The sequence below is a fragment of the Janthinobacterium sp. JF4 genome (assembly GCF_059617925.1).
The window spans coordinates 18,068-44,785 of record NZ_JCAQAV010000038.1 but is presented as its reverse complement, the minus strand read 5'-3'; the positions used below and the strand labels follow the sequence as shown (position 1 = coordinate 44,785).

Annotated in this window: 18 protein-coding genes; 13 read left to right on the top strand and 5 right to left on the bottom strand. The window is 63.8% G+C overall.

Going from position 1 to position 26,718, the window contains the following annotated elements; translation table 11 throughout:
- Window positions 1-9: 9 nt before the first annotated feature.
- A complete protein-coding gene (locus tag AC54AF_RS21950) occupies window positions 10-3,030 on the bottom strand; it encodes a sensor domain-containing diguanylate cyclase (RefSeq protein WP_496638223.1) in 3,021 nt (1,006 codons plus the stop codon).
- Between the two features lie 282 nt (window positions 3,031-3,312).
- Here AC54AF_RS21950 and AC54AF_RS21945 point away from each other — a divergent pair, with 282 nt between their 5' ends.
- A complete protein-coding gene (locus AC54AF_RS21945) occupies window positions 3,313-3,684 on the top strand; it encodes a YajD family HNH nuclease (protein ID WP_034755042.1) in 372 nt (123 codons plus the stop codon).
- A gap of 20 nt (window positions 3,685-3,704) precedes the next feature.
- On the top strand, window positions 3,705-4,376 hold the full coding sequence (locus AC54AF_RS21940) for a response regulator (RefSeq protein WP_496638222.1): 672 nt from the start codon (window positions 3,705-3,707) through the stop codon (window positions 4,374-4,376).
- A 57-nt stretch (window positions 4,377-4,433) separates the two neighbouring features.
- Here the strand turns inward: AC54AF_RS21940 and AC54AF_RS21935 are convergent, their stop codons facing one another.
- Window positions 4,434-6,578: a TonB-dependent receptor domain-containing protein gene (locus AC54AF_RS21935; RefSeq protein WP_496638221.1), complete on the bottom strand. Its 2,145-nt coding sequence runs from the start codon at window positions 6,576-6,578 to the stop codon at window positions 4,434-4,436.
- 343 nt (window positions 6,579-6,921) lie between these two features.
- Between AC54AF_RS21935 and AC54AF_RS21930 the strand changes: the two genes are divergently transcribed.
- The 8 genes from AC54AF_RS21930 to AC54AF_RS21895 all read left to right on the top strand — a co-directional run bounded on the left by AC54AF_RS21930 (window position 6,922) and on the right by AC54AF_RS21895 (window position 20,280).
- Entirely contained in the window at window positions 6,922-8,205 is a 1,284-nt protein-coding gene (locus tag AC54AF_RS21930) for a winged helix-turn-helix domain-containing protein (protein WP_496638220.1), read from the top strand.
- On the top strand, window positions 8,202-9,194 hold the full coding sequence (locus AC54AF_RS21925) for a DUF2804 domain-containing protein (protein ID WP_496638219.1): 993 nt from the start codon (window positions 8,202-8,204) through the stop codon (window positions 9,192-9,194). The genes AC54AF_RS21930 and AC54AF_RS21925 overlap by 4 nt, the downstream gene beginning before the upstream one ends.
- A 113-nt stretch (window positions 9,195-9,307) precedes the next feature.
- Complete coding sequence (locus tag AC54AF_RS21920; RefSeq protein ID WP_496638218.1) at window positions 9,308-11,974, top strand: bifunctional acetate--CoA ligase family protein/GNAT family N-acetyltransferase; 2,667 nt, start codon at window positions 9,308-9,310, stop codon at window positions 11,972-11,974.
- A gap of 289 nt (window positions 11,975-12,263) precedes the next feature.
- Window positions 12,264-12,920 (top strand): hypothetical protein, encoded by a 657-nt coding sequence (locus AC54AF_RS21915; protein WP_496638217.1) that lies wholly within the window; start codon window positions 12,264-12,266, stop codon window positions 12,918-12,920.
- Window positions 12,921-13,110: 190 nt separating this feature from the next.
- Window positions 13,111-15,693 carry a DUF349 domain-containing protein gene (locus AC54AF_RS21910; protein WP_496638216.1) on the top strand — a complete coding sequence of 861 codons (2,583 nt, stop codon included), beginning with the start codon at window positions 13,111-13,113 and terminating at the stop codon, window positions 15,691-15,693.
- Window positions 15,690-16,157 (top strand): molybdopterin synthase catalytic subunit MoaE, encoded by a 468-nt coding sequence (gene moaE / locus AC54AF_RS21905; RefSeq protein WP_496638215.1) that lies wholly within the window; start codon window positions 15,690-15,692, stop codon window positions 16,155-16,157. The genes AC54AF_RS21910 and moaE overlap by 4 nt, the downstream gene beginning before the upstream one ends.
- A 121-nt stretch (window positions 16,158-16,278) precedes the next feature.
- Window positions 16,279-18,885: an ATP-dependent chaperone ClpB gene (clpB, locus tag AC54AF_RS21900; protein WP_496638214.1), complete on the top strand. Its 2,607-nt coding sequence runs from the start codon at window positions 16,279-16,281 to the stop codon at window positions 18,883-18,885.
- A gap of 279 nt (window positions 18,886-19,164) precedes the next feature.
- Window positions 19,165-20,280: a polyamine ABC transporter substrate-binding protein gene (locus tag AC54AF_RS21895; protein ID WP_496638213.1), complete on the top strand. Its 1,116-nt coding sequence runs from the start codon at window positions 19,165-19,167 to the stop codon at window positions 20,278-20,280.
- Between the two features lie 69 nt (window positions 20,281-20,349).
- Here the strand turns inward: AC54AF_RS21895 and AC54AF_RS21890 are convergent, their stop codons facing one another.
- The 3 genes from AC54AF_RS21890 to ppk1 all read right to left on the bottom strand — a co-directional run bounded on the left by AC54AF_RS21890 (window position 20,350) and on the right by ppk1 (window position 23,238).
- Window positions 20,350-20,475 (bottom strand): hypothetical protein, encoded by a 126-nt coding sequence (locus AC54AF_RS21890; RefSeq protein WP_254926692.1) that lies wholly within the window; start codon window positions 20,473-20,475, stop codon window positions 20,350-20,352.
- A gap of 185 nt (window positions 20,476-20,660) precedes the next feature.
- Window positions 20,661-21,119 (bottom strand): phosphohistidine phosphatase SixA, encoded by a 459-nt coding sequence (gene sixA, locus AC54AF_RS21885; RefSeq protein WP_496638212.1) that lies wholly within the window; start codon window positions 21,117-21,119, stop codon window positions 20,661-20,663.
- Between the two features lie 25 nt (window positions 21,120-21,144).
- Complete coding sequence (ppk1, locus tag AC54AF_RS21880; protein WP_131687332.1) at window positions 21,145-23,238, bottom strand: polyphosphate kinase 1; 2,094 nt, start codon at window positions 23,236-23,238, stop codon at window positions 21,145-21,147.
- A gap of 271 nt (window positions 23,239-23,509) precedes the next feature.
- Between ppk1 and pstS the strand changes: the two genes are divergently transcribed.
- The 3 genes from pstS (at window position 23,510) to pstA (ending at window position 26,717) form a co-directional block, all read left to right on the top strand.
- Window positions 23,510-24,559: a phosphate ABC transporter substrate-binding protein PstS gene (pstS, locus tag AC54AF_RS21875; RefSeq protein WP_131687331.1), complete on the top strand. Its 1,050-nt coding sequence runs from the start codon at window positions 23,510-23,512 to the stop codon at window positions 24,557-24,559.
- Window positions 24,560-24,852: 293 nt separating this feature from the next.
- Window positions 24,853-25,824: a phosphate ABC transporter permease subunit PstC gene (pstC, locus tag AC54AF_RS21870; protein WP_496638211.1), complete on the top strand. Its 972-nt coding sequence runs from the start codon at window positions 24,853-24,855 to the stop codon at window positions 25,822-25,824.
- Window positions 25,821-26,717, top strand: a complete 897-nt coding sequence (gene pstA, locus AC54AF_RS21865; protein ID WP_496638210.1) for a phosphate ABC transporter permease PstA — start codon at window positions 25,821-25,823, stop codon at window positions 26,715-26,717. Before pstC ends, pstA begins: the two co-directional genes overlap by 4 nt.
- The last annotated feature ends 1 nt before the right edge of the window (window position 26,718 follow it).

Below are 26,718 nucleotides of genomic sequence, written 5' to 3'. Positions count from 1 at the left end.
CCTCAGCCATCAAGCCGTCAATGCGCCGGCTCTGTACGTATTGCGCCCATCCTGTTTCGCCTGGTACAGCAGCACGTCGGCCCGCTGCAGCAGCACGGCGGGCGAGATGTCTTCGTCGCGGTAGAAGGCCAGGCCGATGCTGGCGGAAATGCGCACGGTGATGCCATCGAGTTCGAACGGCTGCTGCATGGCGGCGACGATTTTTTCCGCCAGCACGGCCGCGTCGTCGGGCCGGGTGATCTGTTCCATGATGATGGTGAATTCGTCGCCGCCCAGGCGGGCGATGATGTCGGTGGCGCGCATGGTCTGCGTCAGGCGCTGGGCGAAGGCGCGCAGCAGGGCGTCGCCGGTGCCGTGGCCGTGCGTATCGTTGACGGGCTTGAAGCGGTCGATATCCATGTACATGACGGCCATCAGGTGCTGCTGCCGGCGGCTCGCGTGCATGGCGTCGCTGAGTTTTTGCTGGAAGCCGGCGCGGTTCGACAGGCCCGTCAGCACATCGACCTGGGCCAGCTTCAGCAGGCGCTGCTTCTCGCGCTTTTGCACGGTGATATCCTGGCGCATCACGTGAAAACCCACCACCTGCAGCTTGTCTTCGCCGATCTGCGGGATGTAGATCACCTCCATGCAGCGCTCGATGCCTTCCTTGTCGTCTTCTTCCTCGAAGCTCAGGGTTTCGCCGGCCAGCACGCGTTCGATATACGGCGCCACCGCGCGGTAGCGCGCCTCGCCCACCGTGTCGCGCACGCTCTTGCCCAGCGCCTGCTGGCCCGTCAGGCCGAATTCGCGCTCATAGGCGATGTTCAGGAAGCGGTAGACCTGGTCGGCGTCGATGTACGCGATCATGGCCGGCAAGGTGTCGGCGATGGTGCGCAGGCGCGCTTCGCTTTCCAGCAGCGCCACTTCCGATTCGCGCAAGGTGGTGATGTCGTCCAGGCTGCCCACATAGCCTTCGATCCGGCCGTCGATAAGGATGGGGGCAATCTTGACGGAGACCCAGGCCAGCCTGCCGTCGCGCTGCAGGCAGCGCAGGGTGGACTGGAATGGGGCATGGCTGCGCGTGAGCTGTTCCAGCGCCACGTGCATCAGCGGATAGTCGTCCGGGTGCACGGCGCTGGTCCAGCCGGCGCCCAGGGCGGCGGCGCGCGGCAGGCCCGTGATCGATTCGAAGGTGCGGTTGACGTAGGTGCAGCGGCGCTGGCGGTCCAGGCGCACCAGCCCGAGCGGCGAGGCGTCGTTGACGGCGGCCAGCTCGGCCTGTTTCTGGCGCAGTTCCAGTTCCTGCTGGCGGCGCTGCGAGATATCCTCGGCGATGCACAGGATATGTTCGATCTGCTGGCGCTCGTCGAACACGGGCACCGAGACGGCGCGCAGGTAGCGCAGGCTGCCGTCGCGCAGTCGCAACGGCTTTTCCGTATGGTCGATGACGCCGCGCTCGGCCAGGATGGCGCGGTCGTCCTCGGCGTCGTGCAGGCCGAAGCCGGGCGGGAAGGCCTGGCAATCGGTCTTGCCGATGACGTCGGCGGCCAGGTGGCCGGTGATGTCCTCGGCCGCCTTGTTCCACACTTCCATCTGGCCGAAGTTTTCCGGGCGCGCGCTTTTCACGTAGACCAGCACGGGCAAATGGTCGATCAGCGATTGCAGGAAGCTGCGGTTGTCCTGCAGCGCCAGTTCGTCGTGCTTGCGCGCGCTGATGTCGCGCGAAGTGACAGCCACGCCGTCGGCGATGGGCACCACCTGGTGGCGCAGCCAGCGCGTGCCGCCCGAGGCCAGCGGCAGCTCGAATTCATCTTCCAGCGGCTGGCCCGTTTCCATCACCAGCACGAAGCGCTTGAAGAAACGCTCGTCGCGCAGCAGCGGCACCCGCGGCAGCACGCGCTGGCCCAGCAGTTCGGAGCGTGGCTTGCCCAGCATGTCGGCGGCCCGCTCGTTGACGTCGGCGAAAATGAAGTCTTCCACGGGCTTGCCCGGCGCGGGACGCCAGGCTTTCAGCAGCAGCACGGCATCGAGGCTGCCCTGGTGCGCTGCGCGCAGCAGCGCCTGGGCTTCCTTGGCCTGGCGGATGCTGCGGCGCAGGCGCGCGCTCTGGCGCATCAGCATGGCCGTAAAGCTGGCAATGAGCACGCTGGCGGCGAGCAGTGCGCCGACATATACGAGGCGGCGGTGTTCGAAGCGCGCCAGGGCGACCGCGCGGTTCACGCCCACCACGGCCAGCAGCGGGTAGCGCGGCAGCTCGTGGTAGCTGTAGATGCGGGACGTCGCGTCGACGGGTGGTTCGATCAGCAGTTCTTCCGGGGCGTGCTGCGGCGGTCCCGGCATGCGGAAGTCGATGCGGTCGCTGAGGATCAATTGCTCGCCGATGCGCCCCACCGTCAGCCCGCTGTCGCGCGCCACCAGCATCAGCGCGCCCTGTTCATCGAGGTTCAGGCGGTCGTAGTCGTCGACAAAATACGTGGGGTCGACGAGGATGACGATGGCGCCGGCGAAGCGGCCGTGCGCGTCGTTCAGGCGGCGCGCCAGGCGGATGGCCCAGCGCTTGCTGCCTGCATCGAGCATGGGCGTGTCGACCAGGGCCGTGTCGGACGCATTCGCGGCCAGCGCCCTGAAAAATGGCTGCATGGCCAGGTTTTCCGGCAGATAGGCGTGGGCGCTGTCGAGCACATTGCCGTGCGCGTCGATGAGGGCGATCGGCAGTTCCAGCTTCGATGGCAGCACGCTGTCGAGCAGGCCCTGGCGGCGCGTGAATTCATTCAGGCGCAGGCCGCCGTCCGTTTCCTCGTATTTGAGCTTGAACAATTGCGTGGCGTGGTCGGTCTGGCGCAGGATGAAGCTGGTATGGTCGGCCAGGGTGCGGGCCAGCGACTGGCTGATGGCCACGGCGTCGCGCACGGCGCTGGCCCGTTCCTGGCCCACCTGGTAAAAGACGGCCGCCCACAGCGCCAGCAGCAGGATGAGCGCGAACAGGGGCACCAGGCTGAGAGGGTACAGGCGGCGGGCAAGGCGTTGCAGGGGTCTTGTTATCGCTATCACGGGCGCTTGCAGGCTATATTCATGGAAAAGGGGAGGGGCGGCGTGGCGCGCATGATAGCCGAAATCGGCCGCCTTGCGCGTCAGCGTGTTGCCGCCGCTGCCATCGTCTGTTCGCGGTCTGTCGCTGGGCTTATTTTGCGTTAAATCAAGTATTTGTGGTGCCGCGCACGCTAAAAAAAGCACGCCGGCGGCGACACGGGCGGGCGCCGTGGCAGAAAAAGTACAAATACGCGCCCATCCTCATTAAAATGGACACTTCTACCTCCCATATCGAAAGTTGTCATGCAGAGCAAAAAGCCCGACGCGGCAAGACTGGACAAGATTGTGGCCGAAGCGCGCCGCGCCGCCGACCAGCGCGAGAGCGGCTACCGCGAGCGCTCGCTGAAGATGTACCCGTGGGTATGCGGCCGCTGCATGCGCGAATTTACGCGCGCCAACGTGCAGCAGCTGACGGTGCACCACCGCGACCATAACCACGACAACAATCCGCCCGATGGCAGCAACTGGGAACTGCTGTGCCTGTATTGCCACGACAATGAGCACTCGCGCTACCTGGAAGCGGACCGTGGCGCCGGCCTGCTGTCGGCCGAGGTGGCGCCTGCCACGCACAATCCGTTTGCCGCGCTGGCGGGCCTGATCAAGAAAAAGGACTGAGCGGGCCGCGCCGCTTTTCCATGCGCATCCTGCTGACCGAAGACGACCCGCAACTGGGCCGCGCCACGCAGATCGGCCTGGAACAGGGCGGCTATGCCGTCGACTGGGTCACGAGCGCCGAGCACGCGCACACGGCCGTGCGTCTGCACGACTATGGCTGCATCCTGCTCGACCTGGGCTTGCCGGGGCAGGACGGCATGCAGGCGCTGGGCGTGCTGCGCGACAATGGTTACAGCGGCGCCGTGCTGGTCGTCACGGCGCGCGACCAGGTGGGCGAGCGCATCGCCGGGCTGGACGCGGGCGCCGACGATTTTTTGGTGAAACCGTTCGACCTCGACGAGCTGGCCGCGCGCATCCGCAGCGCCTGCCGCCGTGCCGCCGGCCGTCTGCGCGAACACCTCGTGCACGGCGAGCTGGTGCTCGATATCGCGCACCGGCAGGTGACGCAGGGGGGATTGCCCGTGATGCTGACGGTGAAGGAATTTCGCATCCTGCAGCTGCTGCTGGAACACGGCGGCCGGGTGCTGAGCCGGGAACAGCTGGAGAAAAACCTGTACAGCTGGGGCGGCGAAGTGGAAAGCAATGCCGTGCAAGTGCATATCCACCACCTGCGCAAGAAGCTGGGACGGGACGTGATACGCACCGTGCATGCGATCGGCTACTGCATCGACAAGCCAAAAGCCGCTGGATAAAAAACGGGCTACCGTGAGGCAGCCCGTTGCGGTCATGGCCGGCAGACCATCACATCATCAGAAATCGACAGTGGCTGACAGCCACAGGCGGCGGCCATCCAGGCTGTTGACATAGCGGTTGGCGTAGGTCAATGCCGGTGCGCGGTAAGGCTGGTAGTCGATGAAGTCCTTGTTGAGCAGGTTGTACACGGCCGCGTTCAGGGTCACGCGCTGGTTCAGCTGATAGCTGCTGCCCAGGTGCAGCATGGTGTAGCCCTTGTAGTCGCCCAGCGCGGCCTTGGCGGCGCGCGTGGAAGCCGAGGTGCCCGGATCGCGGAAGCGCTCGCTGCGGTACTCGGCGCGCAGCCAGCCGTTCCATGCGCGCGAAATATCCCACGACAGGCGCGCGTTGACGGCGTGCTTGGGCGTGTCGCTCAGGGGCTTGCCCGCGTTGCTGCCGCTCTTCTGTTCACTTTCCGTGTACGTGTAGTTGGCGCTGGCCGACAAGGTCTTGCCCAGCGGGAAGCGCGTGTTCAGCTCGACGCCGCGTGTGACGGCCTCATCTACATTGACCGACTGGCCGAACGCATCGACGTTGGGCCAGTTGCCGAAGCTGACGCAGCCGGGGCGGTTCGGGGACGGACGGTAAGCGCAGTTGATGAGGCCCGTGCCCGTGGTGATCTTGTCCTTGAACGCATTGTTGAACAGGGAACCGCTGGCCGTCCAGCCAGCCAGGTTGTCGAAATACGCGCCGATTTCCGTCGTCGTGCTCGTTTCCGGCTTCAGATTCGGACTGCCGACGAGGGGGATCGTGCCCTGGCCGCCGAAACCGTTGATGCCTGGCGACAGTTGTTCCACGCGCGGAGTCTTGTAACCCTTGCTGACGCCGCCTTTGATGGTCCAGCTTGGCGTCGCATTCCACACGGCATAGGCACGGGGGCTGGTCTGGCCGCCGAAGATGCTGTGATCGTCATAACGGGCGCCGAAGGTCAGCGCGAGATGCTCCAGCACCTGCCATTCGTCCTCCACGAACAGGGCTTTTTGCGTGAACTCGAATGTCTTTGGCGCCACGCCGTCCGTCATTTCTGCCTTCCACCATTGCGCGCCGACGGTAGCCATGTGTTTGCCCAAAGGCAGGACCAATTTGGTGTCAAACACCCGGCTTTCCACTTCCAGGGTGCGCGCGCTGCCGGCGACGGCGCCTGGCGTGCCCGGTGGAATCGTGCGGCCCAGGGTTTCCGTCTGGTTCACCATGTAGCTGCTGTCGAGCGTGCCGAAGCCGAAGCGGCCCGTGTGCGACAGGGTCCACTGGTCGCGGTTGTACTTCTGCTCGGGGCCGTATCCGCCCTGCAAGCCCAAGGTGCCCAGTTGCTTCTTCGAATTGTCGTAGGTCTGGCGGCCTGCGTCCGCGTCGAGGATGACGGTGTGGAAACGGTTGGGTGTGAACGCCAGGCGCGCGCCAAAGTTTTCAATGTCCGCGCGCACGGGGTTGGCGCCCATGCTGGCGGAAACTTGCTCGCCGGCCGCATTGCTGTGGCGGATGTCGGCCGCATCGCGGCGCTGCTTGCTGCCGCGCAGGGACAGGCCCAGCAGGTCGGTGGCGAGGGGGCCGCTCAGGTAGAAGCGGCCGTTTTTCACGTCGCCGAAGTCCGCTTCCTGCTGCAAGGTGTAGTCAGCCGCGACGGAACCCATCCATTGCTTGCCCACCTTGCGCGTGATGATATTGATCACGCCGCCCATGGCGTCCGAGCCGTACAGGGTCGACATGGGGCCGCGGATGATTTCGATGCGCTCGATGGCGGCCAGCGGCGGCATGAAGCTCGTCTGCGTGCCGCCGAAGCCGTTCGGCGTGACGTTGCCGGCCGCGTTCTGGCGGCGCCCGTCGATCAGCACCAGCGTGTAGTCGCTGGGCATGCCGCGGATGCTGATGTTCATGCCGCCCGTCTTGTCGCCCGCCGCGCCCACGTCGATGCCTTCCACGCTTTCCAGCGCCTGCGTCAGGTTGCCGAAGCGCTCCTTCGACAGCTCTTCGCGCGTCAGCACGGTGATCGAGGCGGGCGCCTGTTTGATATCCTGCTCGAAACCGGAGGCGGAGACCACTACTTCCGGCAGGCTGGCAGGCGCGCCCGTCTGGGCGTGAGCCGGCAGGCAGGACAAAGCGGCCACGGCCAGGGCCAGGGTGGTGGGGCGCGGCAGGCGCGCGCGGCGGGGGCTGTTGGACATGCAAACTCCTGGAGAATGGATCAGTGATTGGTCTGGACTGCATTGGTAATGGGAATCATGAAAATAATAAGAATCATTCACAATTACAGACATGGCTACCCAAACAATATTTCGCCGTGCAGCATGCGCAGAAGTTCTTAAGAGATTCTTAACAAGCGCGCCAGCATGCGAACGCGGCACCGGTCCCGCCATGCACCGTGTCTTCGGTGAAGACCGGCGGCCGCTTGCAGGGACGGCGGCTGGCCGTGACGGCCGTGTTGCCCCGGGTAGCGGCGCCAGCGGCGGCGCGCTCCGATAGCGAGAAAACGCACAAGGCAGGTGCGGAATGCGGTATCTTTCTGCTATGCACAGCCCACATCAGCCCCTTCCTCCCGACGCCCCTGCCTTGTCCCTGGCCGCCGCGCGCGCCTTGCACCTGGCCGCGCAGGGTTTGCTGCAGGCGCGGCGTAAAAAAGCCGTGAAGGCCGACGTGCTGGCCGCCGTGCGGCAGATGGGCGTGCTGCAGATCGACACCATCCACGTGGTGGCGCGCAGTCCGTATCTGGTGCTGTGGAGCCGGCTGGGCGACTATCCGCAGCCGTGGCTGGAGCAATTGCTGGCCGAGGGCGCGCTGTTCGAATACTGGGCGCATGAAGCGTGCTTCGTGCCCATCGAAGACTATGGCCTGTACCGCCACCGCATGCTCGACCCGGCCGCCATGGGCTGGAAGTATTCGGTCAAATGGATGGCCGAGCAGGGCGAGGCTGTAGCCACCGTGCTGGAGCATATCCGCGCCAATGGCGCCGCGCGCTCCGCTGATTTTGAGCGCACGGATGGCCAGGCGGGCGGCTGGTGGAGCTGGAAGCCGGAAAAGCGCTCACTCGAAGTGCTGTTTACATCGGGCGTGCTGATGATCGCCAAGCGCCATCAGTTCCAGCGCTATTACGACCTGGCCGAACGGGTGCTGCCGGGCTGGCACGACGGCTTGCTGCCGTCCGAGGAGCAGGTGCGCCGGCGCCTGCTGCTGGCCAGCGTGAAGGCGCTGGGCCTGGCGCGGGCCAGCTGGATCAGCGACTACTTCCGCACCAAACAGCCGCGCGCCAGCCTGGCGCACGATCTGCACATGCTGGTGGAAGAGGGCGCGCTGCTGCGCTGCGCTGTCGATGGCTGGGATGATGCCGTGTACGTGCATGCCGGGCATGGGCAATTGCTGCGCGACGCGGCGGACGGCAAGCTGGCGCCCACCCTGACGACGATCCTCTCGCCGTTCGATCCCGTCGTCTGGGACCGGCGCCGCGCCCTGGAACTGTTCGGCTTTGACTACCGGCTCGAATGCTATACGCCCGCTGAAAAACGCCGCTATGGCTATTTTACGCTGCCGATTTTGCGCCGCGGCGCGCTCGTGGGGCGCCTGGACGCCAAGGCGCACCGCGCGCAAGGGCGCTTCGAGATCAAGTCGCTGGCGCTGGAAGAGGGCGTGCGCCTCAGTGCCCGCCTGGTGCAGGACGTGGCTGGCGCCGTGCAGCGGCTGGCGCTCTGGCATGCGTGCCCGGATATCGAGATTGCGCAGGCGCAGCCGGCGCTGTTTGGCGCGCAGCTGGCCGAGGCGCTGCAAGACGGCGGCGCTGCCGCAAGGCGGGCCGCATGATGCTGCCGCCGGCGCCTGCCCACCTGCTCGACGCCGATGGTGTGCCATGTTTTGGCCGCTACACGGGACAATTGAGCGCCTTCGACTGGGCCGCGCTGGCGCCGCCGCACGCGCGCCGCGCCCTCTGGCGCCTGTTCCACCACAAGCGCTGGCATTACGTGGCCCTGTCCACGCCGACCCTGTTCTGCGGCGTGGCCATCGTCGACCTGGGCTGGACCAGCACGGCCTTCGCGTATGCCTTCGACCGCCACAAGGGCAAGATCGTGGCGGCCTTTTCGCAGGATGGCATCGCCGGCCTGTGCGCGTCGGTGGCGCCGCATGCGGGTGCCAGCAGCCGCTTCCGCTTCTTCTCGCAAGTGATCTCCATCGAGGCGCAGCCGCAGCAGCGCTACCGTTTGCGGCTCGATTGCGGCCATTTCGGCATCGATGCGGAATTCGGCCCGCCCGTGGCACCGACCTTGCTTGCCGTGGGGCCCGTGGGCGAGGGCGGCAGCGTGCATGCGACGCAAAAGTCGGGCGGCCTGCCCCTGTGGGGCAGCGTGCGCTGCGGCGCCATGGGCTACAGCTTGGACGACGGCGTGGCCAGCTTCGATTATTCGAACGGCTTGCTGGCGCGCGAGACGGAATGGCGCTGGGCCTCGGCGCACAGCCTGGATCTGGGTTTCAATCTGCAGGCCGGCTATTTCGGCGCGCATGAAAACGCGCTGTGGCTCGATGGCCAGCTATACGGGCTGGGGCGCGCGCATTTCGACTTCAATCCCGACAACCCGCTGGCGCCGTGGCATGTGTGGACGGACGACGATCTGCTGGACCTGCACTTCAAGCCGGAAGGGGCGCGCCGCGAGGATAAAAACCTGTGGATTGCCGCCAGCCGCTACATTCAGCCGATCGGCACGTTCAGCGGCTGGGTGCGCGCCAGCGCGGACTCTCCCAAGCGCATCGTGGCGCAACTGGCGGGGGTGACGGAAAGCCACCGCTCGCGCTGGTAGGCGCGTGCGGTTTTTTCGTGAAACGCTTCGCAAAGTCAAATTTTTTTGGCAACGCATCCTATACACTGGGATGTGACCAAGTAAGCCACTCCGGCAAACCATGAGGCCAGAACATGAGTATCCGAAATCTCGACAAGCTGTTCAAGCCGGCCTCGGTGGCCCTGATCGGCGCCACGGCGCGCGAACGCAAGCTGGGCGCCATCGCCCTGTACAACCTGCTGGGCGGTGGCTACCAGGGTGAGATTTGGCCAGTCAATCCCAAGTACGACGAGCTGATGGGCCTGAAATGCTACCGCAAGCTGGCGCACTTGCCGAAGGCGCCGGACCTGGCCATCATCTGCACGCCGCCTGCCACCATCACGGCGCTGATCCGTGAACTGGGCGCGCTGGGCACGCGCGCGGCCATCGTCATGACGTCGGGCCTCGATCCCGTGCGCGAGCAGTCGCTGCGCCTGGCCATGCTGAAAGCGGCCAAACCGCACCTGCTGCGCATCCTCGGCCCCAACAGCATGGGGCTGCTGGTGCCGAAGCTGGGCTTGAACGCCAGTTTCGCCCATGTCGGCGCCACGAGCGGCAAGATCGCCTTCGTGTCGCAATCGGGGGCGCTGGTGTCGGGCGTGCTCGACTGGGCCAACGCGCACGGCGTGGGCTTTTCCAAGTTCATTTCGCTGGGCGCCAGCTATGACATCGATTTCGGCGACCTGCTCGACTACCTGGCCGGCGACATCGACACGGCGGCCATCCTGCTGTACATGGAAGACATCCAGGCGGCGCGCAAATTCATGTCGGCGGCGCGGGCGGCTGCGCGCAGCAAGCCCGTCATCGTGCTGAAAGCGGGGCGCGAGGCGGAAGGCGCGGCCATGGCGGCCTGGCACACGGGTGCGCTGGCCGGTTCCGACGCCGTGTATGACGCTGCCATCCGCCGCGCCGGCATGCTGCGCGTGTATTCGGCCGAGGAACTGTTCGACGCCGTGGAAACGCTCACGCATATCCGCTCGCAGCGCGGCGAGCGCCTGGCGATTTTGTGCAATGGCGGCGGCCTGGGCGTGATGGCCACCGATGCGCTGGTGAGCAGCGGCGGCAAGCTGGCCGAACTGTCGCCCGATACCGTGATCGCGCTGGAAAAGGCGCTGCCGCGGGGCTGGTCGCACGACAACCCCGTGGGCTTGCCCGGCGACGCGGCCGTGCAGCGCTATGCCGACGCCATCAAGCCGCTGCTCGACGAGCCGCAGGCGGACGCCTTGCTGCTGCTGCACGCGCCCACGGCCATGGTCTCGTCGATCGACATCGCCGAAGCCGTCACGCCGTTGATCAAGGCCACCTCGCGCACGGTGCTGTCGTGCCTGCTGGGCGGCACCACCGTGGCGCCCGCGCGCCAGGTCTTCAACCGCGCCGGCATTCCCACCTACGACACGCCGGAAAAGGCCGTGCATGGCTTCATGCAGATCGTGCAGTACCGGCGCAACCAGGAAACCCTGATGCAGGTGCCGGCGCAGTTGCCCATGTCGGCCACGCCGCGCCGCGCGCGCGTGCGCGAAATCGTCGCCGCCGCGCTGGCCGCCGGCCAGACGGTGCTCGGTGAATGCCGCTCGAAAGAAATTTTGGCCGCCTACGGCATTCCCGTCGCCACCACGCGCATGGCGGCCGACGTGGAAGAGGCGCTGGCCGTGGCGGCGGACATCGGCTATCCCGTGGCGCTGAAGATCCATTCGCCCGACATCGCCCACAAATCCGACGTGGGCGGCGTGGCGCTCGACCTCGACACACCCGACATCCTGCGCACGGCGGCCGCCGCCATGCTCAAGCGCGTGCGCCGCATGCGCCCCGATGCGTTGATCGACGGCTTCACGGTGCAGCAGATGGCGCGCCGGCCGCAGTCGCATGAATTGATCGTCGGCGTGACCACGGACGCCGCCTTCGGCCCCGTGATATTGGTGGGGCAGGGCGGCATCGCCGTGGAAGTGACGGCCGATCACGCCATCGGCCTGCCGCCGCTGAACATGGTGCTGGCGCGCGACATGCTGGCGCGCACGCGCGTGTCGAAACTGCTGGCCGGCTACCGCAACCAGCCGCCGGCCGACATCGACGCCATCTGCTATACGCTGATCCAGGTGGCCGAGCTGGTGGCCGACATCGGCGAGCTGGCCGAACTCGACATCAACCCGCTGGTGGCCGATGCGGACGGCGTGATCGCCCTCGACGCGCGCATCCGCCTGCAGCCGGGCCAGAAGCGCGACCGCCTGGCCATCCGCCCGTATCCGCAGGAACTGGAAGAGCAGGTGACGTGGATGGACCAGTCCATCCTGCTGCGCCCCATCCGCCCCGAAGACGCGCCGCAGCACATGGATTTGTTCCACGCGCTGGACCCGGACGACGTGCGCCTGCGCTTCTTCACGTCCATGCGCGAGCTGCCCGTGTCGCAGCTGGCGCGCCTGACGCAGATCGATTACGACCGCGCCATGGCCTTCATTGCCACCCACACGGGGCCGGACGGCAAGCCGGAAACCCTGGGCGTGGTGCGCGCCGTGGCCGACCCGGACAATATCCACGCCGATTTCGCCATCGCCGTGCGCTCGGCCCTGAAAGGCAAGGGCCTGGGCCACATCCTGTTTGAAAAGCTGGTCGACTACTTCCGCAGCCGCGGCACGGAAGCGCTGGTGGGCGAGGCGATGGCGCGCAACAAGGGCATGCAGCGGCTGGTGAAAAGCTTTGGCGGCGAGGTCACGCCATCGGAAGAGCCTGGCGTCGTCAACCTGCATATCGGCTTGCGCGCGCCGTAAAAGAAAGCGCGGCTGGCTAAAGCAACCCCAATAAATTATTGTGATTTCTGACTTCCATAACCGGCGCTCTGCAAGGTGGCCGACGAGGCTTGCTCACTGCTAGCAGTGCCCGCACGGCGTCGCAGCGAGCGCCTTGCATAGCATCCGCTTCTGTTCGTCATAAATTCACACTCATTTCCCGAGGATTACTTAGCTGCGGGTTTGTGCAGGATCAAACCCGCCCCTGTCGGTAGTCTTTACACTTTCACTTCCAGGATCAGACATCCAGCGCGTTTTCGGGAGTGAGTGCATGCTTACGGCAACATACATATTGGTTTCCCTGTCGGTGGAACAGGCCAGCATCCGCATGAGCTTGTTAGCTTTTCAAAAGTACATGCATGTGCAGCTGCGCCAGCAGAGCCGGCTCAGCCTGGCGCAACTGCAATACGCGGGCGACTGGCTGAGCCGGCTGTACCAGGGCGGCTACTGGCGCAAGGTGGAGATGTATCTGATCCCCGCCATTCGCCAGGCCGCGCCGCATGCCGACGGTTTGCTCAATGAGCTCAATGGCTTGAACCACGCGGCGCTGGAAAGCATCAATGTCGTGCAGCAGCGCGCGGGTGCCGCCATCGACCATTCCGAATTGCAGGCCGAGCAGCTGTGCGCCGCCATCGACGCCTTTTGCGCGGCCTTGCTGCAGCGCCTGGAAAAAGAAGAGCGCGAGCTGTTTGCGCTGGCGTGCAAGGTCATCGTCGGCGAAGCGTGGTTTGCCATCGCCTACCAGTTCCTCGCCCACGATGCGCGCGCGCAGGAAGCGCGCCGTGGCAAGGCGCAGGTGCTGCCCTTTGTTATGCCAGTGCCTTTGCCGGCGCCCGGTACGCCTGACGGCACCGTCGCTGCCACCGGCAACGCTGTCGCCGCAGACGCCTTGCCGGTCGAGCCACAGCCGCTGCGCGCGCGGGCTTGAACGGGGAAGCGAGCGCCCACCCCATCTCCCGTTTGCGCCTGGGGCGCCGCCCCGATTTTGTGCTGGCGCTTTCATGGGGGAAATGCGATGCTACTCACGATGTTACTCATTTCGTAACTTGTACAGACCTGTCCGATGCAATACCCCGGGCTTTGTTATGATGGTGGTTTTGATCCACGCGAAACCCGTCATGTTCGAATTTCTCTTCAAGCGTTCTGCCAGCAAGACTGCCGTCCCCGATCCTGTCGTGGCAGAACAGGCCGCCGCCTCGGCGCAGAGCGCATCGCGCCGCGCCGAACAGGTTGCGCGTGCCCATGCCGTGGCGGGCGACGAAGCCGCCGCCGTTGAATTCATTGTGTCCAGCGAATTTGCCGATGCCCGTCTGATCGCGGCCGAACACGTCCATGCCTTGCCCCTGCTGGAAAAAGTCCACCACGCCATGCGCAACACGGACCGCCGCGTGGCCAAGCTGATGCAGGGCCGCATTGACCTGATCCGTCATCAGGCCGCCGAGACGCAACGCGCCCAGGCCAGCATCGATACGGCCCAGCGCCTGTTGAACGATGAAAAGCTGAGCCCCAACCAGGTAGCCGAGCTGGACCGCCAATGGCAAGTCATCAAGGCCACGCCCGAGCTGGCGACCGTTTTTGCCGCCGCGCGCGCGGCGCTGGCCGCCCGCCTGGAAGCGCAAGTGGTGCTGCAGCGCGCCGTGATCGACGCCGTCGCCGCCGCGCGCGCGCTGGCCAGCAATGGCCAGGGCGCCGGGGAGCTGGCGCAGGCGCTGGCCAGCCTGGACGCGGAGCATGCGCTGCATGCGCACTCGCCCGAGCGCGCATCCTTGCCGAAACACCTGGAGAGCGATTTTCTCCAGGCGCGCGAGCAGGCGCAGTCGGCCTTGCAAGCCCTGCTGCAACACCAGGCCGTGTTCGATGCGCGCCAGGCCGCGCTGGCCGAATGGCAGGCGCTGGACGCCGCCACGCTCGACGTGGATGTCTTGAAGCGCGCGTGGCAAGCCCTGCCGCGCCTGCCCGAATCCGCTTTGTCCGACAGCTTGCAGCAGCAATTTGCGGCCCTGCTGGCCAGCGCGCCGGTGCCCGTGCAGGCGGCGCCGGAGGCCGCACCGGCCCATGCCGACCCGATGCCTGTACTGCGCAAGCCGCGCCAGGAACACGCACCCGTGTCGAAGGAAGCGACGCAGCAATTCTTCAAGACGCTCGACGCCATGGAGGCGGCTCTGCAGGATGGGTTATTGCACGTGGCGTCCGAGCACGACAAGACCTTGCGCGACAGCAAGCACGGCCGGCTGACGCCTGCGCAAGCGGACCGCCTGGCCCACGTGCGTGCGGAATTCAAACGCCTGGCCGACTGGGCGCGCTGGGGCGGCAACGTGTCGCGCGAGGAGCTGGTCAAGGCGGGCGAGGAATTGCCGGCGCAAGAACTCCCAATGGCCGAACTGGCCAAGAAAGTGGGCAGCCTGCGTGAGCGCTGGAAGTCGCTCGACACCTTGTCCGGCCCGGCTCCGAAATCCCTGTGGGAACGTTTTGACGCGGCCTGCAGCGTGGCGTATGCGCCGGCGGCCCAGCATTTCAAGCAACTGGCCGAAGAGCGCCACGGCAATGCGGCCAAAGCCCAGGAATTGATCGCGGAAACGGCGGCCCTGGCGGCCGAAGAAAGCACCGACTGGAAACATGTCGCGTCAAGCTCGCAGCGTTTGCGCCAGGCGTGGACGCGCCTGGGCACCATCGACCGCAAGGAAAAGAAACGCCTGGACGCCGAGTTCGGCGCCGCGCTGGACGCCCTGTCGAAGCCGCTGGACACGCAGCGCCAGATCGAGACGGCGCGCCGCGAACAATTGATCGTCGAAGTGGGCTTGCTCAAGCCATCGGAGCGCAACACGGTCGACATGCTGAAAGCCTTGCAGGATAAATGGCAGGAACTGGCGAAAGCCCTGCCGCTGGAACGCCGCGCGGAACAGGCGCTGTGGCAGCGCTTCCGCGCCGCCTGCGACGATATCTTTGCCAAGCGCAAGGAAACGGCCCATGCGGCCGACCACGAACGCCGCGAACACCTGCATGCGCGCGTAGCGCTGTGCGCCGCGCTGGAAACGGCCGTCGTGCCCGAGGGCGATGACAAGGCCCGCACGGCCTTCATCCACCACTTGCTGCGCGACACGCGCGCCGCCTGGAACGCCACGGGCCCCGTGCCGCGCGCCAGCGAAGCGAAGATCGAACAGCGCTACCAGGCGGCCGTGGCCGGCGTGCAGGCGCAGGCGGACGCCATCGCCGAACGGGCCGGTGCGGCGCAGGCCAACGCCTTGCGCGACAAGCTGCGCCTGGCGCAGGCGCTGGAAACGGCCCTGATCGAGGGCGATGCCAGCGCCGATGCGGCTACCTGGTCCGAACGGTGGAGCGCCTTGCCGCCGCTGGACACGCAATATGAACGCAGCCTGCAGCAGCGCTTTGCCGCCGCCCAGGCCGCGCTGGGCGAGGGCGCCGGCGCCTACGTGCAGCAATTGCAGGCCAACCACGAGCGCTTGCGCGATGAAGTCTTGCGCCTGGAAATCGTCGCCGGCGTTGACAGCGGCGCCGAATTTGCCCGCGACCGCCTGAAAATGCAGGTGGAAGTACTGCAATCGTCGCTCAAATCCGGCCAGAAGCCGCTCACGCAAGTGTCGCAGCTGATGCAGCTATGCGCGATTGCCGCCGCCACCGATGCGCGCACGGCCAGCCGCATCGAAACGTTGCTGCGCCGCATCGGAGGCCACGCCAAATGACCACTTCCGTCCGCGTCCAGCACGCTGATTTTGACTTGAGTCAAGAAATTGCACAATTGCGTGCAGGCAACCCCAAGGTGGGCGCCGTCGTCGGCTTTGTCGGCACGGTGCGCGACATGAACGAGGGGCAGGACGTGGCCGCCATGGAGCTCGAGCATTATCCGGGCATGACGGAAAAGTCGATTGAAGCCATCGTCGAGCAGGCGCGGGGCCGCTGGCCCCTGTCCGGCGCGCTGGTGATCCACCGCGTGGGCCCCCTGCTGCCGCAGGAGCAGATCGTGCTGGTGGCGGTCTCGTCCGCCCACCGGGGCGAGGCCTTCGCCGCCTGCGAGTTCATCATCGACTACCTGAAGACGGAAGCGCCATTCTGGAAGAAGGAAGACACGCCCGAAGGGGCGCGCTGGGTCGATGCGCGCGACAGCGACGAGACGGCACTGGACAAGTGGACGGCACGCCCCACCTGAGGCGCCTCTGCCGCGCACGTTAGCATTTTCTAAAGTGCATCGATTCCTTGCATTGTGTATCCTTGAAAAGCACTGCCTCACCCCAATTTGGTTAACAACTAATTAACCGGGAGCGCTTTTCATGCGACAAGACAAACTCACTACCAAATTACAGGAAGCCCTGGCCGATGCGCAAAGCTTGGCCGTGGGCAACGACAACCCCTATATCGAACCAGTCCACCTGCTGACGGCCCTGCTGAACCAGGACGACGGCGGCGCCCGCTCGCTGTTGCAGCGGGCCGGCGTCAATGTGGGCGGCCTGTCCAAGGCCCTGGGCGCCTCGCTCGAACGCTTGCCGAAGGTGTCCGGCACGGGCGGCGACGTGCAGGTCAGCCGCGAATTCGTGGCCTTGCTGAACCTGGCGGACAAGGAATCGCAAAAGGCGGGCGACCAGTTCGTGTCCAGCGAAATGGTCTTGCTGGCCATGACGGACGACAAGTCCGATTGCGGCAAGCTGGCGCGCGAAAACGGCCTGACCCGCAAGGCCCTGGAGGCGGCCATCGACGCCGTGCGCGGTGGCAACAAGGTCGATTCGCAAGAGGCCGAAGGCCAGCGCGAAGCCTTGAAAAAATACACCTTGGACCTGACGGAACGGGCGCGCAAGGGCAAGCTCGACCCTGTTATCGGCCGCGACGATGAAATCCGCCGCACCATCCAGATCCTGCAGCGCCGCAGCAAGAACAACCCCGTGCTGATCGGCGAACCGGGCGTGGGCAAGACGGCCATCGTCGAAGGCCTGGCGCAGCGCATCGTCAATGGCGAAGTGCCGGAATCGCTGAAAGGCAAGCGCGTACTCTCGCTGGACATGGCCGCCTTGCTGGCCGGCGCGAAATTCCGCGGCGAATTCGAGGAGCGCCTGAAATCCGTGCTGAAGGAACTGGCCATGGATGAGGGGCAAACCATCGTCTTCATCGACGAGATGCACACCATGGTGGGCGCGGGCAAGGCCGAAGGCGCGATGGACGCCGGCAATATGCTCAAACCGGCGCTGGCGCGCGGCGAGCTGCACTGCGTGGGCGCGACCACCCTCGACGAGTACCGCAAGTACATCGAGAAGGATGCCGCGCTGGAACGCCGCTTCCAGAAAGTGCTGGTCGATGAGCCGACCGTGGAAGCGACGATCGCCATCCTGCGCGGCTTGCAGGATAAATACGCGCTGCACCACAAGGTGGAAATCACGGACGCTGCCATCATCGCCGCCGCCGAGCTGTCGCACCGCTACATCACGGACCGCTTCCTGCCGGACAAGGCGATCGACCTGATCGATGAAGCGGCGGCGAAGATCAAGATCGAGATCGATTCGAAGCCGGAAGTGATGGACAAGCTGGAGCGCCGCTTGATCCAGCTGAAGATCGAGAAGGAAGCCGTCAAGAAGGAAAAGGACGAGGCATCGTTGCGCCGCCTGGCCCTGATCGACGAGGAAATCGTCAAGCTGCAGCGTGAGTACAACGACTTCGAGGAAATCCTGAAGGCGGAAAAAGCCGTGGTGCAGGGCAGCACGCACATCAAGGAAGAGATCGAGAACGTCAAGCTGCAGATGGAGCAGGCCACGCGCGAGAGCAACTGGCAGAAAGTGTCGGAGCTGCAGTATGGCAAGCTGCCGCAACTGGAAGCCCAGCTCAAGCAGGCTGACAGCGGCATCCCGAAACGCGACCCCGATCAGCCGAAATTGCTGCGCACGGAAGTGGGCGCCGAGGAAATCGCCGAAGTGGTGTCGCGCGCGACGGGCATCCCCGTGTCGCGCATGATGCAGGGCGAACGCGACAAGTTGCTGCACATCGAAGAGAAGCTGCATGAGCGCGTCGTGGGCCAGGATGAAGCGATCACGGCCGTAGCTGACGCCATCCGCCGTTCGCGCGCCGGCCTCTCCGACCCGAACCGTCCCTATGGTTCCTTCATGTTCCTGGGGCCGACGGGCGTGGGCAAGACCGAGCTGAGCAAGGCGCTGGCCACCTTCCTGTTCGATACGGAAGAATCGATGATCCGCATCGACATGAGCGAGTTCATGGAGAAGCATTCCGTGGCCCGCCTGATCGGCGCGCCACCGGGCTATGTCGGCTACGACGAAGGCGGTTACCTGACGGAAGCCGTGCGCCGCAAGCCGTACAGCGTGATTTTGCTCGACGAAGTGGAAAAGGCGCATGCCGACGTCTTCAACGTGCTGTTGCAAGTGCTCGACGATGGACGCATGACGGATGGCCAGGGCCGCACGGTGGACTTCAAGAATACCGTCATCATCATGACCTCGAACCTGGGTTCGCATAAGATCCAGGCCATGGAAAGCGATGATCCCGGTGTCGTGAAGCTGGCCGTGATGGCCGAGGTACGCTCGCACTTCCGTCCCGAGTTCGTCAACCGTATCGACGAAATCGTCGTGTTCCATGGCCTCGACGAGAAAAACATCGGCGCGATCGCGAAGATCCAGCTGAAGATCCTCGAAGAACGCCTGGCGCGCATGGACATGCAGCTGAGCTTGACGGACGCGGCCTTGCAGCAAATCGCCGAAGCGGGCTACGACCCGGTGTATGGCGCCCGTCCTTTGAAGCGGGCGATCCAGCAGCAGATCGAAAATCCGCTGTCGAAGCTGATCCTGGAAGGCAGGTTCGGCCCGAAAGACGAGATCCGCATCGACGCCCAGAACGGCAACCTGGTATTTACGGGCGCGCAGGTGGGGCTGGACAAGGTGTAATGTTGACAGGTCAGTCCCTGCGGGATTGGAAGCTATTCCATTGGGGGTAGCTTCCCCCGTCGAAGATTTGCGAGGTCTAACAAAACCGTAGCCAGCGGCAGTGATTTGTGGCAGAGAAGCGCAACCGTACTCTAGTACGGTGAGCATCGCAGGCCGCAAAGCGCGACGCGCAGTAGGTTTTGATAGACGTCCTCAGGCAGGGCGCGATCAGGCTAGACCTGATCGCGCCCTTCTTGTTATGATCGTCACTATTTTCTGACTAATTCCGGAGGCGGTACGATGGCAAACACATGGCAAGCAGGGCGGCGCATTGGAGTGGGATTGACCTTGGTGGCAGCCGTGCTGGCCTTGCCTGCGCACGCCCAGGAAGAAAAAGTCCTGAACATCTATAACTGGTCGGACTATATCGGCGACGATACGATCAAGAATTTTGAGAAGGAAACGGGCATCAAGGTCCGCTACGATGTTTTCGACAATAACGAAATCCTCAATGCGAAACTGGTGGCGGGCAAGTCCGGCTACGACATCGTCGTGCCGACGGCCCAGTGGGCGCGCCTGCAGATCGATGCGGGCCTGCTGCGCAAACTCGACAAGAGCAAGCTGACGAACCTGGGTAACCTGGACCCCAGCCTGCAGGCCAAGCTGTCGAAGATCGACCCGAACAACGATTACCTGGTCGACTGGCTGTGGGGCTACACGACGGTGGGCATCAACGTCAACAAGGTCAAGGCCGCACTGGGCGGCATGCCCATGCCTGACAACGCCTGGGACCTGATCTTCGACCCGAAATACGCGGCAAAGCTGAAATCGTGCGGCGTGTCCTTCCTCGACTCGCCGTCGGAAGTGCTGCCGGCCGCCCTGCAATACCTGGGCAAGCCCGCGTATTCGAAAACGGCCGCCGACTACCAGGAAGCGGGCAAGGTGCTGCAAGCGATCCGTCCCTACGTGACCCTGTTCAGCTCGTCCGGTTACATCAATGACATGGCCAATGGCTCCGTCTGCGTGGCGCTGGGCTGGTCGGGCGACATCAATATCGCGCGCCAGCGCGCCATCGATGCGAAGAACGGCAATGTGATCCAGGTGCTGGTGCCGAAGACGGCGGCCCTGATGTTCGACACCATGGCCATTCCTGCCGATGCCCCGCATCCGAACAATGCGCACCTGTTCATCAACTACATTTTGCGTCCGCAAGTGCATGCCAGCCTGAGCAACAAGGTGTTTTACGCGAATCCGAATCTGGCCAGCATCAAGTATGTACGCAAGGACATCGGCGAGAACAAGGCCATCTTCCTGTCGGATGCCGACAAGCAGCGCATGGCCGCACCGGAAGCGACTACGGCCGATATCCGCCGCCTGATGACGCGCATCTATACGAAGTTCAAGACGGGAGTGTAAATACGATGATGGCGCGAGAGACGGGCTGGTGGCCGTCGCTGGCGCCATGCGATAGTGCCGAGGTGAACACTACTCGTGGTAGCGGTCCATCAGCTTGTGGTGACTGCCGCGCATTTCTTCGATCAGTTCAAAGGCGACGAAGCCGATGATGGCGGCGAAGATGGCGATGAAGAGAAAAACGAGGAAGGTTAACATGGTCTTTCAGCCGCCGTTGGACGGCTGTCCGCTGGGTTGCTCAAGGTGCCAGAGCAGCGCTCCGACACGTAGTTGATGCAATTAAACTCTAGCAGATCGGCAGCGCTTTGCAAGGCTGCCGAGTTGTAATTCCTGCCAGTATTTGTCCCAGCGCACTTTTTGCGCATTTCCCTGCTTGACCACCCTTATTTCACCACAAGATCATGCGCCATCACGGCTTTCAAATAAACGCTGATCGGGTCGCCCGGTTCGCGTTGCGAGAACCACCACGCGCTGGCCTTGCGCATTTCCCATTCCTGCTCTTCGCCCGTCAGCAGCAGGGCGGCCGCCTGCCCCAGGGTGGGCTGGTGGCCGACGATGAGCACGGTTTCCTTGCCGGCGGGCCAGTTGGCCGCCTTGATGATATCTTCCGCCTCGGCGCCGGGCGCCAGTTCCGGCATCAGCTTGAACTTGCGGCCCAGTGCTTCGGCCGTTTGCAGGGTACGCAAGGCGGGGCTGACGAGGATACGGCAATTTTCAGGTAGTTGCGAAGCGAGCCATTCGCCCATGCGGCGCGCCTGTTTCTGGCCTTTGACGGTCAGGGCGCGTTCGAGGTCGGGGACGCCCGGCTCGGCTTCTGCGTGTCGCCACAAGATGAGGTCCATGCTGTGCTCCTGTGTGTAGAGTTGCCTATTCGCCGACCTCCGCGCCCGGCGTGCCCAGTGTATGCATCAGGTATTGCTGGGCGCTGAACGGCGTCTGCTTGCCGCGCGGCTTGCGGCGCGCGTAATGGCCCGTCGGCTCCAGTTCCCATGCATTGGTATTATCCTTCAAATACGGGTTCAGGCCCTCGGCGATCACGCGCCGCTTCAGCGCCCGGTCCAGCACGGGGAAGGCCACTTCCACGCGGCGGAACAGGTTGCGGCTCATCCAGTCGGCGCTGGCCAGGTAGACATCGTGCGCCAGGTCGTTGCGGAAATAGTAGATGCGGCTGTGTTCGAGGAAGCGGCCGATCACGGAGCGCACCTTGATGTTTTCCGACAAGCCAGGCACGCCTGGCTTCAGGGTGCAGGCGCCGCGCACGATCAGGTCGATCTTCACGCCATCGGTCGAGGCCGCATACAGGGCGCGGATCACGGATTCGTCCACCAGCGCGTTGACTTTCACGATGATGCGCCCGCGCCGGCCGGCACGGGCGATCTTCGCCTCGTTGCGGATGGCCTTGATGATCTCGCTTTGCAAGCCGAACGGCGCCAGCCACAGGTGGTTCAGGTTGTGCGGCTTGGTCAGGCTGGTCAGGTGGATGAAGACTTCATTGACTTCCACGGCCAGGTCCTGGTTGGCCGTCAGTAAACCAAAATCGGTGTACAGCTTGGTGGTGGTGGGGTGGTAGTTGCCGGTGCCCAGGTGGGCGTAGAAGCGCAGGGCGCCTTCTTCGCGGCGGATGACGAGCGCCACCTTGGCGTGGGTTTTCAGTCCCACCACGCCATACACGACTTGCGCGCCCGCTTGCTCGAGCTTGTCAGCCCAGTTGATATTGGCTTCTTCGTCGAAACGCGCCATCAATTCCACGATGACGGTCACTTCCTTGCCCATCTTCGCCGCCGTAATCAGCGACTCCATCAAGTCCGAGTTCATGCCCGTGCGGTAGATGGTTTGCTTGATGGCCACGACGGACGGGTCGTAGGCGGCACTGCGGATGAAGTCGATTACCGTCTGGAATGACTGGTAGGGATGGTGCAGCAGGATGTCGTGCTTGTTCAGCGCGGCAAAGATGTCGTTGCCGATGGCTTTATGCGCGAGACCGGGGAAGAAGGGCGGAAAGCGCAGCTCGGGCTGCTTGACGTGGTCGATCATTTCCGACAAACGCACGAGATTCACGGGGCCATTGACGCGGTAGAGGCGGCTTTGGTCCAGGCTGAACTGGTCGAGCAGGAATTGCGACAATTCTGGCGGGCAATTGCGCGCCACTTCCAGGCGCACCGAGGTGCCGAACTGGCGACCCACCAGTTCGCCTTTCAGGGCCTGGCGCAAATTCTTCACTTCGTCCTCGTCCACCCACAGGTCGCTGTCGCGCGTGACGCGGAATTGTGAATAGGCGATCACTTCGCGCCCGGCGAACAGGTCGGAGATGTGCGCGTGGATGACGGACGACAATAAACAGAAGGACACGCCATCGCCGGAAATCTCGTCCGGCAGCTTGATGACGCGCGGCAAGACGCGGGGGGCCTTGACGATGGCGATCGCCGTGCCGCGGCCGAACGCATCCTTGCCGCTCAGCGAGACGATGAAATTGAGGCTTTTATTCACCACTTGCGGGAAGGGGTGGGCCGGGTCGAGGCCGATCGGTGTCAGCAGGGGGCGCACTTCGCGGTCGAAATACTGCTTGACCCACGCGCGCTGCGCCTCGTTGCGGTCGCTGTCGCGCAGCAAATGCACGCCCGCTTCGCGCAGGGCCGGCAAGACGTCGTTATTCAATATCTCGTACTGGCGTTCCACCAGCGCATGGCATTCCTTGCCGATGCGCTCCAGGTTGGCCGCCAGGGCAGGGTGGCCGGCCAGCGAACCGCCGATGCTGCCGGCCGCCAGCAGGCTGGCCACGCGCACTTCGAAGAACTCATCCATGTTACTGCTGACGATGCACAAGTAGCGCAGGCGCTCGAGCAGCGGAATGTTCGGGTCTTCCGCCTGGGCCATCACGCGCCGGTTGAAAGTCAGTTGCGACAGCTCGCGGTCAAGCAGGATGCCCGATTTGGTCACTTCCGTGTGCAGTTCAGGTTTCATATTCTTTTGTCTTTGCAGATAGTTAATTCTAGCCGTATTTCATCATGTATGACGCGCTGTGAGTGTAATCATGAAATATGACATAAGCGTGACATATACTGTCATAAAGCGGCGCCCACCCTGTCATTTTTCGCGGAGGAAATGGCACTTCCCGGGGCGTAGGCAAATATTTCATGAAATCTGGCGCATGTCATAAAGCTGTCATATTCGCTTGCTAGACTGCGCAGCATTCAACCGGGACTTTGAGCCCTAACAACCCTGAGGACTTGATATGCAAATGAAGCAAATGTTCAAATTTATCGTCGTGGGCGCTTCGGCAGCGATGGCATTTTCTTCCGCTTCCGTCATGGCGGCAGATATGACAGGTGCTGGCGCAACTTTCCCGTACCCGATCTACGCCAAATGGGCTGAGACGTACAAAGCCAACACCGGCAACGGCCTGAACTACCAGTCCGTCGGTTCCGGCGCCGGCATCAAGCAAATCAAGGCCAAGACTGTTGAATTTGGCGCCTCGGACATGCCTTTGAAGGCAGAAGAGCTGGAAGAAGCGGGCCTGATGCAGTTTCCGGCCATCATGGGCGGCGTGGTCACCATCGTCAACCTGGACGGCGTGAAGCCAGGCCAGCTGAAAATGACGGGCAAGGTCGTTGCCGACATCTACCTGGGCAAGATCACCAAGTGGAGCGCGCCGGAAATCGCCGCACTGAACACGGGCGTCAAGCTGCCAGACACGGAAATCACCGTGGTGCACCGCGCCGACGGTTCGGGCACCTCGTTCCTGTTCACCGACTTCCTGTCGAAAACCAACCCGGAATTCAAATCGAAAATCGGTGCTGGCTCGGCTGTGAAATGGGCCGTGGGCGTGGGCGGCAAGGGTAACGAAGGCGTCGCCGCCAACGTACAGCGTATCAAGGGTTCGATCGGCTACGTCGAGTGGGCTTACGCCAAGAAAAACAAGATGTCGCACACCCAGCTGCAAAACAAGGACGGCAACTTCCTGCAACCTGACGACGAAAATTTCAAGGCAGCAGCCGCTTCGGCACCTTGGACGCAAACCCCAGGCTTCGGCGTGGTCCTGACCGACCAGGCTGGCAAGAACAGCTGGCCTATCACTGGCGTGTCGTTCATCCTGATGCACAAAGTCCAGGCTGACGCAGCCAAGGCAAAAGAAGTGCTGAAATTCTTCGACTGGGCCTACAAGAACGGCGGCGCCGCTGCCGTTGAACTGGACTACGTGCCAATGCCGGCATCGGTCGTGAAACTGGTGCAGGAATCGTGGAAAGCTAACCTGAAAGACGCATCGGGCAAAGCCATCTACTAATAAACCTACTGCGCGGCGCTATTTGCGGCCTGCGATGCTCACTGTGCTAAAGCACGGCTCCGCTTCTCAGCCACAACTAGTTGCCGCTCGCTACGGTTTATTCAAGCAAGAATGTCCTTGTCCCCGCCAGCAGCACGGCGGGGCAGGGAGTTAGCCAGGACCGCCCGCAAGCCTTTGCAGGCGTTCCCGGCTAAAAGAGCAAGATAAAAATAGCAGTACCTGCAGTACCACCCATATGGCACACTATGAGCGCACAATCTACCTCCTCCACGATCCCCATGCCAGGCGGCACCATGACCGATTCCATCAGTCACGCGCAAATGCTTTCCACCATGCGCAAGCAGCGCTTCCAGGATTTCATGTTCCACAAGGTGACGATGCTGTTCGCCCTGTCGGTGCTGATCGTCCTGGTCGGCATCATCATTTCGCTGATCATGGAATCGATACCGGCCTTCAAGACCTTCGGCCTGCATTTCATCGTGTCGGCGGAATGGGACCCCGTCAATGACCAGTACGGCGCCCTGATCCCCATCATCGGCACCCTGGTGACGTCCGTTATCGCCTTGCTGATCGCCTTTCCCGTCAGCTTCGGCATCGCCCTGTTCCTCACGGAAATCTGCCCGGTCTGGCTGCGTCGCCCGCTGGGCACGGCTGTCGAGCTGCTGGCCGGCGTGCCATCGATCATTTACGGCATCTGGGGCCTGTTCGTGTTTGCGCCCCTGTTTGCCGACCACGTCCAGCCTGTCCTGAAAGCCACGCTGGGCAACGTGCCCGTCATCGGCCAGCTGTTCAGCGGCCCCATGATGGGCATCGGCTTGCTGACGGCCGGCCTGGTGCTGGCCATCATGATCATCCCCTTCATCGCGTCGGTGATGCGCGACGTGTTCGAGATCGTTCCTGCCGTGCTGAAGGAATCCGCATACGGCCTGGGCTGCACGCGCTGGGAAGTCGTGCGCAAGATCGTCTTGCCATACACCAAGACCGGCGTCGTCGGCGGCGTCATGCTGGGCCTGGGCCGCGCGCTGGGCGAAACCATGGCCGTCACCTTCGTCATCGGCAACGCGAATAAACTGTCGTGGTCGCTGTTTGCCGCCGGCAACAGCATCACCTCCTTGCTGGCGAATGAATTTGGCGAAGCGCAATCCGAGCTGCATGTGTCTTCCCTGTTCTCGCTGGCCCTGATCCTGTTTGTCATCACCTTTATCGTCTTATCCGCCGCCAAGCTGATGCTGGCTGGCATGTCCCGCAAGGAAGGCACGAAATGAGCCAGCTCAGCCAAGTTAGCACCCACGAAGCGCCGGCCAAGCCGGCCATGAATCCCGTCTACCGCAAGCGCCTGCTGATGCACCGCATCGGCATCGCCCTGTCGGTGGCCGCCATGGCCCTGGGCCTGGCCGTGCTCGTGTGGATCCTGTTCACCCTGGTGATCAAGGGTTTCGGCGCCTTGTCCGTCGACCTGTTCACGCAAACGACGCCGGCTCCCGGCAGCGAAGGTGGCGGCTTGATCAATGCCATCGTCGGCAGCGCCCTGATGGTCGGCCTGGCCACCGTGGTCAGCACCCCGATCGGCATCCTGGCCGGCATCTACCTGGCCGAGTACGGCGAAGAAAACAAGCTGGCGCAAGTGACGCGCTTCGTCACCGACATCATGCTGTCGGCGCCATCGATCGTCATCGGCCTGTTCGTGTATGCGCTGTACGTGGCGCATGTGAAACACTTCTCCGGCTATGCGGGCGCCATCGCCCTGTCCCTGATCGCCGTGCCGGTGGTGGTGCGCACGACGGACAATATGCTGCGCCTGGTGCCGAACAGCCTGCTGGAAGCCGCGTTTGCCCTCGGTGCGCCGCGCTGGAAGGTCGCCACCCTGGTGCGCTTGCGCGCCGTCAAGGCCGGCGTCATCACCGGCGTGCTGCTGGCATTGGCCCGCATCGCCGGCGAAACGGCGCCGCTGCTGTTCACGGCCCTGAATAACCAGTTCCAAAGCTTCAACATGAATGCGCCGATGGCCAACTTGCCGTCCGTCATCGCATCGTTTGCGATGAGCCCGTACGACAACTGGCGTTCGCTGGCATGGGGCGGCGCACTGCTGATCACCTTCAGCGTGCTGGCCTTGAATATCCTGTCGCGCACCGTGTTCAGCCAAAAAGTCCCTAATTAAA

Excerpts from the sequence above, each read along its gene's own strand:
- AC54AF_RS21945 (WP_034755042.1), top strand. The coding sequence starts at position 3,313 with ATGCAGAGCAAAAAGCCCGACGCGGCAAGACTGGACAAGATTGTGGCC.
- AC54AF_RS21940 (WP_496638222.1), top strand. The coding sequence starts at position 3,705 with ATGCGCATCCTGCTGACCGAAGACGACCCGCAACTGGGCCGCGCCACG.
- AC54AF_RS21935 (WP_496638221.1), bottom strand. The coding sequence starts at position 6,578 with ATGTCCAACAGCCCCCGCCGCGCGCGCCTGCCGCGCCCCACCACCCTG.
- AC54AF_RS21930 (WP_496638220.1), top strand. The coding sequence starts at position 6,922 with ATGCACAGCCCACATCAGCCCCTTCCTCCCGACGCCCCTGCCTTGTCC.
- AC54AF_RS21925 (WP_496638219.1), top strand. The coding sequence starts at position 8,202 with ATGATGCTGCCGCCGGCGCCTGCCCACCTGCTCGACGCCGATGGTGTG.
- AC54AF_RS21920 (WP_496638218.1), top strand. The coding sequence starts at position 9,308 with ATGAGTATCCGAAATCTCGACAAGCTGTTCAAGCCGGCCTCGGTGGCC.
- AC54AF_RS21915 (WP_496638217.1), top strand. The coding sequence starts at position 12,264 with ATGCTTACGGCAACATACATATTGGTTTCCCTGTCGGTGGAACAGGCC.
- AC54AF_RS21910 (WP_496638216.1), top strand. The coding sequence starts at position 13,111 with ATGTTCGAATTTCTCTTCAAGCGTTCTGCCAGCAAGACTGCCGTCCCC.
- moaE (WP_496638215.1), top strand. The coding sequence starts at position 15,690 with ATGACCACTTCCGTCCGCGTCCAGCACGCTGATTTTGACTTGAGTCAA.
- clpB (WP_496638214.1), top strand. The coding sequence starts at position 16,279 with ATGCGACAAGACAAACTCACTACCAAATTACAGGAAGCCCTGGCCGAT.
- AC54AF_RS21895 (WP_496638213.1), top strand. The coding sequence starts at position 19,165 with ATGGCAAACACATGGCAAGCAGGGCGGCGCATTGGAGTGGGATTGACC.
- AC54AF_RS21890 (WP_254926692.1), bottom strand. The coding sequence starts at position 20,475 with ATGTTAACCTTCCTCGTTTTTCTCTTCATCGCCATCTTCGCCGCCATC.
- sixA (WP_496638212.1), bottom strand. The coding sequence starts at position 21,119 with ATGGACCTCATCTTGTGGCGACACGCAGAAGCCGAGCCGGGCGTCCCC.
- ppk1 (WP_131687332.1), bottom strand. The coding sequence starts at position 23,238 with ATGAAACCTGAACTGCACACGGAAGTGACCAAATCGGGCATCCTGCTT.
- pstS (WP_131687331.1), top strand. The coding sequence starts at position 23,510 with ATGCAAATGAAGCAAATGTTCAAATTTATCGTCGTGGGCGCTTCGGCA.
- pstC (WP_496638211.1), top strand. The coding sequence starts at position 24,853 with ATGACCGATTCCATCAGTCACGCGCAAATGCTTTCCACCATGCGCAAG.
- pstA (WP_496638210.1), top strand. The coding sequence starts at position 25,821 with ATGAGCCAGCTCAGCCAAGTTAGCACCCACGAAGCGCCGGCCAAGCCG.